Below are 12,731 nucleotides of genomic sequence, written 5' to 3' on the forward strand. Positions count from 1 at the left end.
CCTCCGCCTCGGAAGACCTCGGCACTGATCGAGAGCCCCCGCGGAGCGGCCCCGCCGGGGGCTGGGGAGGGAGTAAGAAGCTCCACGCGGGCACAGATCGCCGGTTTCCGGCCATTTTCCGGCATTCCTCCCCCTCTCCCCCATGGCCCATTGCCAATGGCCCATTGCCAGCGGCCACCCCGGCGGCGTCCTTCTCAACACACCCGCCCGCCACCGCCGATCCCTCCCCACACCCGGCAGCCTCCGCACCCGCTCAGCGCACGATCGCGTCGCAACGCGATGTTATCTTTCCGATAAAGACCGCCCTCCCGGACCGAGAGCCGCGATCGCGTTCGCATGTTGCATTTTCTTGATCGGCGAACGAAAGTTTCGATGCGGCCGCGCCGATGCAAAATGCAACGGCCACGCGGGCACCGTCGCCCTCGGCCGCAAGCGAACACGCCCCGACGCGGGCCACCCAGGGAGATGCAGCCATGCCGATCGTTCCCGATTCCAAGGACGCGATGATCAGCTTCTATGCCACCCACGTGCCCGTGTGGGCCGACAACGCCGCGGCCATCGGCCTCAGCGTGGAATCGATCACGACGCTTGAAGGACTGCTCACGAGCGCCCAGGACGCCGTGTCGACGCAGGCCGCCAAGGACGCCGAGAAGGAAGCGGCGACCGCCGCCGCCAACGACGCCGCCAAGGCGCTGCGCAGCTTCGGCGCGGGCAACCTGGCCACCATCAAGGCCTACGCCAAGGCGACCGGCGACCCCAGCGTGTACACGATCGCCCAGATCCCCGCGCCGGCCGACCCGACCCCGGCCCCCGCGCCCGGCATGCCCTACGACATCGACGCCAGCATCGACAACAACGGCAACGTGGTGCTCGCCTTCAAGGCCGACAACGCCCAGAGCCACACCGGCACCTTCTTCGAGGTCCGCCGCCAGCTCAATGGCCAATCGGGCTTCACGCTCGTGGGCTCGACAGGCACCAAGAGTTTTGTTGACACCGGGATCGAGGCCGGGACCGCCAGCGCGGTGTACAACATTACCGCCAAGCGGGGCGAGCTCTCCAGCGCCACCTGCGAGAACATCTACGTGCCCTTCGCCAGCGGCGGCAACGGGCAGCTGCAGATCAAGGCCGGCGGCACGGGAACCGGCGAGAAGGCCGCGTAAGCAAGAGGCCGAGAACGGCAACCAGAAGGTGTCGTGGAACCCGTCCGAGCTCTCATGGGGCTCGGGCGGGTTATCTGTTGTGTCGCACGGATTGCAATCGGGGCCTACCGCGCCGGATCGTCGTGCCACGTCGTCCGATCCGTCGCCACGTGGTAGTGCGGGTCCTCGCTGATGTTGACCTCGACCAGGTCGCCGGCCTTGTCGAGCAAGCGCCGGCAGTCCTCGCTCAGGTGCCGCAGGTGCAGCCGCTTGCCCAGGGCCGTGTACCGCTCGGCCAGGGCGTTGATGGCCTCGAGGCCGCTCTGGTCGTACACGCGGCTGAAGTAGAAGTCGATGACTACGTCGTCGGGGTCGTTCGCCGGGTCGAAGAGTTCCCGAAACCTCGACACGCTGCCGAAGAACAGGCCGCCGTGGAGCTGGTAGATCCGGCTGCCTTGCTCATTCAACTGCAGGTCGGCGTAGAAGTGCTTGCTCTTGTTCCACGCGAAGATGAGGGCCGAGATGATGACGCCCAGAAGGACCGCCGTCGCCAGGTCGTGCATGAAGACCGTGTAGCCCGCGACGACGAGCATGACCAGGACTTCCGCTTTCGGGATCTTGCGCCAGGTTTGTAAGGTCGTCCACTCGAACGTGCCCACGACGACCATCAACATAACACCCACGAGCGCGGCGATGGGCACGGCCTCGATGAGCGGGGCCAGGAACAGGATGAACGCCAGCAGGCTGAGCGCGGCGGTGATGCCCGAGAGCCGGCGGCGGCCTCCCGCCTTCACGTTGATCAGGCTCTGGCCGATCATCGCGCAGCCGCCCATGCCGCCGAAGAAGCCGCAAGCAATATTCGCCACGCCCTGCCCCAGGCACTCGCGGTTGCCATTGCCGCGGGTCTGCGTGAGCTCGTCGACGAGCGTCATGGTCATCAGGCTCTCGATGAGCCCGACGCCGGCGAGAATAACAGAAAAGGGCAAGATAATGAGCAAGGTCTCGAACGTGAACGGCGGCAGATCGAAGTCCAGCCACGCGGGCCGCGGCAGGCCGCCCGAGATGCCGGCCCCCGATTCGTCGACCGAGGCCAGGGCGGCAGTGGTTTCTTTGCTCGTCAGCGGGGCCAGAGGAGCGTGGGTCTCGTTGGTCACGACGACCGAGTCGCGCACGCGCTCGGGCAGCTCGGCCGAGGCGGCGGCGAGCGCAGCGGTATCCTTAGTAGATTGGGCCTGGCGCACGGCGGCGGCCTTGGTGTTGTCGAGCACAAGATCCCCCACCGTGCGCACGGGGCGCTCGGTGGCCGTGCCCGGACTCACGGCGTTGATGGCGATCGCGGCGATGGAGATCGTGATGATGGCCACCAGCGACGCCGGAACGGCGCGGGTGAGCCTGGGCAGGAATGCGATGATGCCCACCGTCGCGGCCACGAGGCCGATCATGAGCCACAGGCGGGTGCCCTGGAGGAACGCCATCGCGCCATCCGCGGTGAGCGTCTTGAAGCTGTCGGCCTGCGCGAGCAGGATCACGATCGCCAGGCCGTTGACGAACCCCAGCATCACCGGGTGGGGCACGATGCGGATGAACTTGCCGAGCCTGAGTAAGCCCGCGGCGACCTGGATCAACCCGCACAACACGACCGCGGGGAAGAGGTAGCCGATGCCGTGATCCGCCACCAGCGCAACCACGACGACAGCCATCGCGCCGGTGGCGCCCGAGATCATGCCCGGCCGCCCGCCGAAGATGGCGGTCAGCAAGCAAACGATGAACGCGGCGTACAAGCCGACCAATGGCGGCACGCCCGCGACGAACGCGAAGGCGACCGACTCGGGAACCAGGGCCAGCGCGACCGTGAGGCCGGCAAGGACCTCGGCCTTCGGGGAACCGCTCAGGGTCGATCGCAGGTCGAACACGCGGGGCTTGCCGTTGGCGAACCCGGGTAGGCGGATGGTGATCTCTGGCTTCGGTGGCATGGGGCCTCAAACAAGGACACAGCGCGGCGGCGGCACCGCGCGCATCGTCGGCTGGAAATTGAGTTGCGTGACGCACGGGCCGATCGGCCCGCGGCGAGCGGCGATCATAGGCGGAGGCCCGATCTCGCTGCGGCCCCTACCCTCCGGCTCTCGCCCACGACCCCCGCGCACGCGCCAACGCAATCGAGGCCCTTCCATGCACATCGACGACTCCGCCCGCTTCGGCACCAAGGCCATCCACGCCGGCCAGAGCCCCGACCCCAGCACCGGGGCCATCTGCATGCCCATCTACCAGACCTCGACCTTCGTGCAGAAATCGCCCGGGGAGATCATCGGCGAGTACGACTACAGCCGGGCGGCCAACCCGACACGTACAGCTCTCGAGGCGAACCTGGCTTCATTGGAAGGCGGCAAGCATGGGCTGGTGTACTCGAGTGGTGTGGCGGCGACGGGTGCCGTGCTGCACCTTCTCAAAACCGGCGACCATGTGGTGCTCTGCGATGACGTATATGGCGGGACCAATCGGCTGTTCCACAAGGTTTTCGCCCAGCTCGGCATCGAGATCACGCTGGTCGACATGACCGACCACGACGCGGCCAAGGGCGCGATCCGCAAGAATACGAAGCTCATCTGGATCGAGACGCCCACGAATCCGACGCTCAAGATCGTCGACATCGCCGTGCTGGCCGAAATGGGCAAGGCCGCCGGCGCGATGGTGTGCGTCGACAACACATTCTGCAGCCCGTACTTGCAGAACCCTCTCGCGCTCGGGGCCGACATCGTGTGCCACTCGCTGACCAAGTACATCGGCGGGCACAGCGACGCCATCGGCGGGGCGCTCATCGTCAACGACGACGAGATCCACAAGAAGCTCAAGTTCCTCCAGCTCTCCGAGGGCGCGGTGCCGGGCATCCAGGAGTGCTTCCTGTTCCTGCGATCGACCAAGACCCTGCACGTGCGGATGGACCGCCACTGTGACAACGCCGCCAAGGTTGCCCGCCACTTGGAGAGCCACGCCAAGGTCGAGCGGGTGATCTACCCGGGCCTCGAGAGCCACCCGCAGCACGCCATCGCCAAGAAGCAGATGCGCGGCTTCGGCGGCATGCTCACGATCTACCTCAAGGGCGGCGTGGCCGAGAGCAAGAAAATGCTCGAGACAGTCAAGATCTTCGCCCTGGCCGAGAGCCTGGGCGGGGTCGAGAGCCTGATCGAGCACCCGGGCATCATGACGCACGCCAGCGTGCCGGCCGACCAGCGCGCCAAGCTGGGCATCGCCGACAACCTCGTGCGTCTGAGTGTGGGCATCGAGGATGTCGGCGACCTGATCGCGGACCTCGACCGGGCGATCGGCTAACGCCCCTTGTTGGTCTCGCCCTTGTCACGGGCCTTCCACAACTCGAGCAACTCGGCCTCGCGTTCGCGTGTAATGCCGGGGCGGCTGCCGCCGAAGTCGAACTCGGCGTCGGGCGTGCCGCGGTCGGCCATCGCCTCCTTCCACATGGGCATGTACTCCTCGTCGAGCCACGTGAGCGTGTCGGCAATGGTCGTCTCTAGCGGCCGCGTCGTGAGCCCGGCCTTGGCCGCCTTCGAGAGGTCCCGTGTGTGGAAGCCGGCCATGCCCTCGGCCGGTGGGATCCATACCGGCATCTGGGCCCAGGCGTTCACACCCTGAACCGTCAGCCAGTCGGCGCCGGCCCAGGTGAACGTCGCGTCACTGCCGGTGGTCTTCTTGCAGGCGTCCAGCAGCTTGCCGATAGTCATGCCGCCGCCGACCGGGCCATTGACGTTGTACGTGCCCGTGAGCGATTTCTCGATGCCCAGCACCATGAAGGCCGCCAGGTCTCGCACGTCGATGAACTGGATCTTGTGATCAGGCTCGCCCGGCGCGAGCACCTCACCACCCCGGCGCACGCGGGCGGGCCAATAGGTGAAGCGGTGCGTGAAGTCTCGCGGGCCCACGAGCAGGCCCGGGCGATGGATGAGAGCCTTGCCCGGGAAGTACTTGCGGGCGGCCGCCTCGCTCCGAGCCTTCACCGCGCCGTAGTACATCATGTTGTACTGCGGTGTGGTGATCTCATCGGCCACGTCGTCGGGCATCGCCGCGACGGTGTCGTTCTCGTCGAGCCCGACCTTGCCGTTGTCGGCGTACACCGACAGCGACGAGATGTACGTGTAATGCTTGGTCGCTTCCTGGAGTAGCTTCGCGCTGTTCTCGACCCAGGTGTGCACGCTGGCGGTATCAATGACGGCGTCCCACGTGCGGCCGGTGTCGATCTCGTCTTGCAAGGGCTTCAGCCCCGGCTCGACATCGATGATGCGGTTGCCCTGGATGAACTCCAGATCGGGAAACATCTCGTCGCGGTTGCCGCGGTTGAACAGCGTGACCTCGTGGCCGCGATCGACCAGGATACGGACCACGTGCGGCCCGAGCATGCCCGTGCCACCCAGGAACAGGATCTTGAGGCCCTTGGCCGCCCGCATCCCGGCAAACGTGTGCTGGCTCCACGGCCCGAGCCCGAGCAGCGCGGCGGCACTGGTGGCCGAGGCGGTCTTCATGAAGTCTCTCCGGGTCTGGTTCATGGTACGGTCCTCATTCTAAACTTACGGTTGCGGGCTCGCGGGCGATGCTAGCGGCCCAGAGCCGGGGGTTGGAAGGTCTTCGATCGGCAAGTGCTGAACAGTGGTGCTCGACTCCTGACGGCCTAGCCAGATCGCGATCCCGAGCGAGGCGGCACCAACCGGCACGGCCAGCCACGCGGCGACGAGCCCAATGCCCGCGAGCGCCATGTCGGCCAACGCGCCCACGCTATCACCGCCGCGATACACGAACGTGTCGATCAGGCCCTTGGCCTTGTACTTGTCGGCTCTGGGAACGACAGTAAACAGCGTCTCGCGGGCGGGCTTGCTGAGCGCATAGTGCGATGCGCGACGCACACCCTCGAACATCCCGACGACGAGCACGAATGGCGCCAAGGCCAGCGCAACGAAACCGGCAATGGTGACCGCGGGCACGATCGCGAGCAGCCACCCAACACCGACACGGCGCATGAGGCGGCCCGTAATGAACACCTGGAGCAGGATCGTGAGGATCTGCCCGCCCAGTTCGATGACGGCAAAGAGTTGCGTACGAACGGCCGCATCGCCGGTGTAGGCCTCGATGATCCTGTTCTTCTCGAAGTACAGCAGCGTCGAGGCGATCGCAAAGAGCCCGACCGTCGCGGCGATCGCCAATAAGTACGGCGACCGAATCACAGCGATCACGCCCTGCCAACTCGTCCCGCCCAATGAGGGGCCATCCGCCAGCGCGCGATCGCTCGAACCCATGGAGCGCCGGCTCGCCACACGATCGAGCACCACCGCTAGCACGCCCGCGGCCAGGATGAGCGCAGACGCGCCTGCAAACAGGCCAACGTCTCCCAAGGCCTTGGCAAACCCCGCCGTCCAGGCCGAACCGCTAATGGCCCCGGCCGTCCCCCCCACCGCGATGAAACCGAAGAGCCGCTTGCCCTGCTCGCGCGTAAAGATATCGGCCATGAAGCCCCAGAACACGGCCGTGGCCATCAGGTTAAACACGCTGAGCCAGACATAAAAGACCCTGCCAACGACCTCCGACCCGCCCGGCCCGAGCATGAGGAACGCGACCAGGAAGCACAACAGGCACGCCACCCCGAAGCCGTAGACCAACGGCACGAACACCCGTCGCGCGACCCTCGACGCCACGGCCGCAAAGGCAAGATTGGCCAGGATCATGACAGCCAGCGTGCCCAGAAACAACAGCCGGAGCGAGTCGACCCCGCCCTCCAAGCCCATCGTGTCTCGGAGCGGCCGCAGCATGAAATAGCCAAACAGCAGGCAATAGAAGTACAACGCCGACAGCACGGCCGGAGCGAACTCCCCAGCCTCGAACGCGACCACTCGCTCGACCGTGCGTCGGATCATCGTGGCTATCGGGGATGCGCAGTGACTCTCAGGCCGTCACTTTTCCCACCTTCGCCGCGACATCCGCCACCGCCTTGCCCACGCCCTCGGCCATCTGCCGCTGCTTGTCGTTCTTGAGGTTGCCCTCATCGTCGAACGCCTCGTGGCAGCTCGCCAGAGCGTACTGATCGGGCAGCACGATCGCCTTGATGTGCCCAAGCAACATCCGCTCGACCGGCAAACCCCGGATACCACCAAGCCCGCCGGGCGACGCGGCGGTCAGCCCCACGATCTTGCGCTCAAAACACTCCAGCGGCGTCTCGCCATCGCTCGGACGACTGACCCAGTCGATCGTGTTCTTCAGCACGCCACTGATGGAACTGTTGTATTCCGGGCAGCCGATGAGCAGGCCGTGGTGCGCCTTGAAGAGTTCCTTGAGCTTCAGGCAGTTCTCCGGCAGGCCCTGGTGGTCCTCGATTTCCTGGTCATACAGCGGTAACTGGAACTCGCGCAGCCGGATGACGGTCACCACCGCCCCGGCCGCCTCGGCTCCCTTCGACGCGGCGACCGCGAGTTTGTGGTTCCACGAGTCGGTTCGCAAGCTGCCGGCGAAGACGAGGATCTTGGGGGTTGTTTCGGTCATCGGTAGTCTCCCTCGCAGGTATCATCTCGATCCAATCTTAAGAAGCGGCAGCATAGGCAAAGTCGATTGCAACGAGGCGGGTGCGAGGCCAAACCCCGCGAGTTGGGAAGCGCCCCTCTGGCCGCACGCAATACGGAACATCCTCGACCATCTACGAGACCCCGACCCGAATAATTCTCAAATTCCGCGTGAGAGTACGACCCGGCTCCCGCTCTTTGCACACAGGCACTTCCCCAGGTTGCCACACAAGGAGTACACGCCATGCTGTTGACTCGATCCAGGTCATTGTTCGCCCCGCTCGCCGCTCTCGCACTGGCGAGTATCGCCGGCCAGGCGTTAGCCGTGCCGCTCGCACCGGGCGGCTCGGTCTCACTGTCGGGTGATTTCTCGCCGGGCACGGTCGTCCGCGACACGCTCGTGCCGTTCACGATCATCGATCGGTTCGGCCTCACCCGAACCGGATTCGTCCAGGACCGTGTCGTCCGCCGAGCCGATGGCACGCTGGCGTTCCAGCCGCGCATCCGGGACGTGGGTGGCAGTTCGGGCGCAGGCATCATCCGGGTCGTCCGCGAGGGCATGGCCGGGTTCTTCACCGACGTAGATTACGATCCGTCGGGCGTGGGCACCGCCGCACCAACGAACTGCTTACGCAGCGGCGACGGCGACAACCTCGACTATAGCTTCGCGTTCGCCCCGGTCTTTGGCGGCCAGTCCTCGAAGCACTTCTTTGCCAAGACCGACGCCGACCAGTTCACCACCACCGGTGGCCGGATGACCCTCATCCTCGAAGACGGCCGCAGCACCACCATCGTCGTGGCCGCGCCGGTCATCGACACCACACCCCCAAACGTCAGCATTACCAGTCCCAGCCCCGAGTCGTGCGTCTGCCCGGGCATGGTCGACATCCGGGGGTTGGCCTGCGACCCTGAGAGCGACCTTGTGTATACCGTCCGCGCACGTCGCTCGGGCGACGCCGGCGGCACGGGCTGGATGTTCATCGGCGGCTCCAGCTCCGAGCGCTGCTCGGCGAGCAGCCTGACCACGTGGAACACCACGGGCCTGCCCGGCGGCGACTACATCATCCTGGTCGAGGCGATCAATCAGGTTGGCCTGACCGCCAGCGCCGCCATCGAGGTCCGCCTCGACACCGCGGCCAACCCCGCCGTCATCCGCACGCCAGAGACCGACACCATCATCGGCGGCACCATCTGCCTTGACGGCAGCGTCGGCGGCTCGTGCTTCACCAGCTACACCGTCGACTACCGCCCCACCACCGGCGGCCCGTTCCTGCCCGTCGACGGAACCACCCCGGTCTACACCCGGAGCGTGACGAACGACCCGTTCGCCAACTGGGACACCCGGACCGTCGCCGACGGCAAGTACGAGGTCCGCGTCCGCGTGTCCGACGTCTGCGGCCGCGCGGCCAACACCACGAACATCTACGAGGTCGATAACACCGCGCCAATCGCCGAGATCACCTCGGTCTTGCCCTGCGAGTGGGTCAACGGCCTCGTCGACGTCAAGGGAGAGGTGTTCGATACGAACATCGCCTCGTGGGTGCTCGAGTACACCGGTGGAAGCAGCCGAGGCTGGACCCACATCGCCAGCGGCACCGGGAACATCCCCGCCGGCGACACGATCGCCATCTGGGACACCACCAAGATCGACCGCTGCGCCTACACGCTCCGCCTCCGCGCAGGCGATAAAGCACGCGTCGGCTGCGTCGCCCCCAGCGGCAACGCCGCCAGCGACATGGTCTCGGTGAACGCCGGCTGCGAGGCCGACCTCGACGGCAACGGCGTGCTTGACATCTTCGACTTCCTCGCGTTCTCGAACCTGTTTGGGGCCGGCTGCCCGTAACCAAACCGCCCAGTACCCCTTCCCATACCCACGCCCGGGCGTGCCACGAGACCGGCACGCCCGGGCGTACCCCATTCGGAACCCTCCCGATCCGGCACGCGAACAGTGCGCTCGACCAGGGGAACCCTCCCAACCCAACCTTCCCCAGTCCAAGGAGAACCGATATGCCCCGTTTCGTCACCCTCGCGACGCTGGCCCTCGCCGCCGTGGCTCCCATCGCCAGTGCCGACGTCATCTTCGAGACCAACGACCCCTTCGGCAGCCCCTTCGGCCTCATCGGCTTCGACGTCTTCACCCAGCAGTCCGTGGCTGTCAGATTCGTGCCCGACGAGGACTACCGCCTCACCAGCGTGTCGGCCTGGTTCATGAGCAACGACTTCGCGAATCCGCTCGACCGACCGGTACGGGTCACCGTCCAGACCGACCAGGCCGTTGGTGACGCGTTCATCCCCTCGGGCGAAGAGCTTGAGGCGATGGATCTGCTCATCACCGCCATCGGTTGGGATCCGCAACTCGACACCGCGATCGCCTCGGGCGACACCGTGCTCAACGCGGGCCAGGCGTACTGGATCGTCGCCGAGAGCGACTACGGCGCGGCAGAGAACCCCGTGTGGAACTGGGCAACCGGCGTCACCGGCTACACCTCGACCACCCACTTTGCCACGGGCGAGTGGCAACCCGGCGGCACCGGTGCCACCGTTGGCATCGTCATCGAGGGCAACCCCGACACGGGCTGCCGCGCCGATCTCGACGGCGACGGTGAGCTGACCATCTTCGACTTCCTCGCGTACCAGAACCTCTTCGACGCGGGCGATCCAGTGGCCGACTTCGACGGCGACGGTGACCTCACCATCTTCGACTTCCTCGCCTTCCAGAACGAGTTCGACGCCGGCTGCGAGTAAGCCAAAGCGATCGAAATCACGTGCAAGACCGACCGGCCGCTGGCGTAGGACCAGCGGCTGCTTTCGTGTATTGATGCGCACATTGCCCAGTTTGACGCCCGAAAACAGGCAGAATCCGCCACGGAATTCAACAACTCCTAATACGCCTCCAACCAATCGAGCACCTATCCCATATAGCATTCCGCCTCGAATGGCTCCGGGAGACAAGATGCGCCTCTGAAGTGGCCCATGCCCCAGCCCAGCCAGACCCATCGGACGAACTAGGGAGATACTGACATGAACCGTACCCTCATTGCGCTCTGCGGCGTGACCTTCGCCACGACTGCCCTGGCCCAAGAGACCCTCTCGGCCGTAGCCACCGAAACCGGGACCATCCGTCCAGACGGTCCACGCGGGGGCTCGGGCGGCGATCGTTTCTTCAACATCCAGGGCACGACCAGCGGCGGGGGCTCCTTCGACTCATACGGCGTGGCCCGCTGGGATCTCTCGGCCGTTCGCGCCGAATTTGACACCCTCTTCCCTGGCGGCTGGGAGGTCACGGGCCTCGCCCTGGAATTGACCCAGGACAACGCCGGCTTCACCGCTGATGGATTCGTTGCTGTCTACTACGCAACCGACGACACGGCCGACATCAAGACCGATGCGAGCGGCTTGTTCTTCCCTTTCTTTGATCTGGGCGCGCCCCAGCTCGAATTGGGCGACCCGGACCCATTCCTGAATTACCTCTTCTTTCAAGAAGCTTCGGGCACCATCGACCGCTACGACCAAGCCGGCGGCCCGGGCGGAGGCAGCGAGGCCCTCGAATTGATCGACGGCGTCAAGTCCGATATCGAAAATGAGGATCTGCTCACCCTGGTCTTCGTCGATGACATGGACCCCAACGTCTCGGCCACCTACCGCGGCCAGGAGCCCTTTGAGGGCCGTGAGGGGCCCAAGCTGTTTATCACCGCTGAGGGCGATGGCGGCACCGGCTGCCGGGCCGACCTCGACGGCGATGGCAGCCTGACCATCTTCGATTTCCTCCAGTTCCAGAACCTGTTCGATGCCGGCGACCTGACAGCCGACTTCGACGGCGATGGCGCCCTGACGATCTTCGATTTCCTGGCCTTCCAGAACGAGTTCGACCTGGGCTGCTGATTTCCTTCACTTGATCGGTAGTTGGGATTTGGATATCGAAATCCGGGTACTGATCCATGCGGATAACGAGCGGCCGACTATGGAAATCCTGCGGGCAATAACCCCCAATTTGCATGATCCGGCTAGTATATGTGGTTATAGGACGATTTTTTAGCAGGAATCTGTCCAGATTTGCTTTCATTTTGCTTGGTTTTGGAGTACATTATGCTGAGCGCCTGCAGTTGTCGGGCGTATTTCCCGAGGCAGTTCGCCTCAGTTCTGTCAGAACTTTGTTAGTGTTATCCCTGGGGAGGAATACCATGCAGAAGAAGTTTGCTTTCGCCACGATCGCCGTTGCTGGCCTGGCCACCGCTGCCAGCGCCCAGACTCGCCTCTCGCACAACCTCGAGGAGTTCCTCGTGACGGCCGGTGCCGGCATCGCTTGCGCTGCTCCGGCTGGCACCGCTGGCCCGCAGACGACCACCGACAACCAGTGGTCGCGCTCGTTCACCCTGGCCGACTTCGGCGTCACCGAGGGCTTCACGGTTTCGACCGTTGAGTTCGGCGTCGAGAACCTGCTCATGCCGACGCTGATCGAGTCCGAGATCACCGTCAACCTGTACCAGGTGCCCGCGGGCAGCCCGCCCCTGGCCGGCGCCACCCTCGTTGGCAGCGCCAGCATGACCAGCGGTGACCGCGCCCTCGAGGTCGTCACCATGGACGTCGACGGCAGCGTCGACGCCGGCAGCGCCCTGATGGTCGAGGTCGTTTCCGAAGACTTCCTGACCCTGGCCGGCGGCCAGTTCGGCGACGTCTTCTTCATCGGTGGTAACAGCTTCGGCCAGACCGCCCCCAGCTACGTTGCTTCGCCCATCGGTTGCGGCATCGTCGATCCGGCCGACGTCGCCGACTTCGGCTTCCCGGACGCCCACTTCATCATCATCGCCGAAGGCGAAGTTGGTGGCGGCGGCGGCTGCCCCGCCGACATCGATGGTGACGGCGTCCTGACCATCTTCGACTTCCTGGCCTTCCAGAACCTCTTCGATGCCGGCGACCTCGAAGCCGACTTCGACGGTGACGGCGTGCTCACCATCTTCGACTTCCTCGAGTTCCAGAACCAGTTCGATGCCGGCTGCCCGTAATCCGCGCTGCTAGCTTCGATTGAGATCGAACAACAACC

10 protein-coding genes are annotated in these 12,731 nt (G+C 65.3%); 6 read left to right on the forward strand and 4 right to left on the reverse strand.

Translation table 11 applies throughout. The annotated features are described in order from the left end of the window. Positions 1-473 precede the first annotated feature (473 nt). Entirely contained in the window at positions 474-1,160 is a 687-nt protein-coding gene (locus NCW75_08240) for a hypothetical protein (protein ID UYV11292.1), read from the forward strand. A 104-nt stretch (positions 1,161-1,264) separates the two neighbouring features. Here NCW75_08240 and NCW75_08245 read toward each other — a convergent pair whose 3' ends face one another. Then, positions 1,265-3,112 carry a SulP family inorganic anion transporter gene (locus tag NCW75_08245; protein UYV11293.1) on the reverse strand — a complete coding sequence of 616 codons (1,848 nt, stop codon included), beginning with the start codon at positions 3,110-3,112 and terminating at the stop codon, positions 1,265-1,267. Between the two features lie 196 nt (positions 3,113-3,308). Between NCW75_08245 and NCW75_08250 the strand changes: the two genes are divergently transcribed. Then, the gene (locus NCW75_08250; GenBank protein ID UYV11294.1) at positions 3,309-4,466 is read left to right on the forward strand and encodes a cystathionine gamma-synthase; all 1,158 of its coding nucleotides are present in this window, start codon (positions 3,309-3,311) and stop codon (positions 4,464-4,466) included. Here the strand turns inward: NCW75_08250 and NCW75_08255 are convergent. From NCW75_08255 to NCW75_08265, 3 genes are read right to left on the reverse strand one after another with little or no spacing between them, the layout of a single operon-like run. Next, entirely contained in the window at positions 4,463-5,692 is a 1,230-nt protein-coding gene (locus NCW75_08255) for an NAD-dependent epimerase/dehydratase family protein (protein ID UYV11295.1), read from the reverse strand. The two genes, NCW75_08250 and NCW75_08255, sit on opposite strands and share 4 nt — an antisense overlap. Before the next feature lie 21 nt (positions 5,693-5,713). Then, a complete protein-coding gene (locus NCW75_08260; GenBank protein UYV11296.1) occupies positions 5,714-7,051 on the reverse strand; it encodes a hypothetical protein in 1,338 nt (445 codons plus the stop codon). A 28-nt stretch (positions 7,052-7,079) separates the two neighbouring features. After that, on the reverse strand, positions 7,080-7,673 hold the full coding sequence (locus NCW75_08265; GenBank protein ID UYV11297.1) for an NAD(P)H-dependent oxidoreductase: 594 nt from the start codon (positions 7,671-7,673) through the stop codon (positions 7,080-7,082). A 261-nt stretch (positions 7,674-7,934) separates the two neighbouring features. On the opposite strand from NCW75_08265, the gene NCW75_08270 reads away from it, so the two are divergent. The 4 genes from NCW75_08270 to NCW75_08285 all read left to right on the forward strand — a co-directional run bounded on the left by NCW75_08270 (position 7,935) and on the right by NCW75_08285 (position 12,693). After that, a complete protein-coding gene (locus NCW75_08270) occupies positions 7,935-9,533 on the forward strand; it encodes a hypothetical protein (protein UYV11298.1) in 1,599 nt (532 codons plus the stop codon). Positions 9,534-9,697: 164 nt separating this feature from the next. Further along, a complete protein-coding gene (locus tag NCW75_08275; protein UYV11299.1) occupies positions 9,698-10,435 on the forward strand; it encodes a hypothetical protein in 738 nt (245 codons plus the stop codon). A gap of 276 nt (positions 10,436-10,711) precedes the next feature. Beyond that, a complete protein-coding gene (locus tag NCW75_08280) occupies positions 10,712-11,572 on the forward strand; it encodes a hypothetical protein (protein ID UYV11300.1) in 861 nt (286 codons plus the stop codon). A gap of 299 nt (positions 11,573-11,871) precedes the next feature. Continuing rightward, a complete protein-coding gene (locus NCW75_08285; protein UYV11301.1) occupies positions 11,872-12,693 on the forward strand; it encodes a hypothetical protein in 822 nt (273 codons plus the stop codon). The last annotated feature ends 38 nt before the right edge of the window (positions 12,694-12,731 follow it).

Origin of the sequence: Phycisphaera sp. (assembly GCA_025916675.1) — a bacterium.
Lineage (GTDB): Bacteria > Planctomycetota > Phycisphaerae > Phycisphaerales > UBA1924 > JAHCJI01.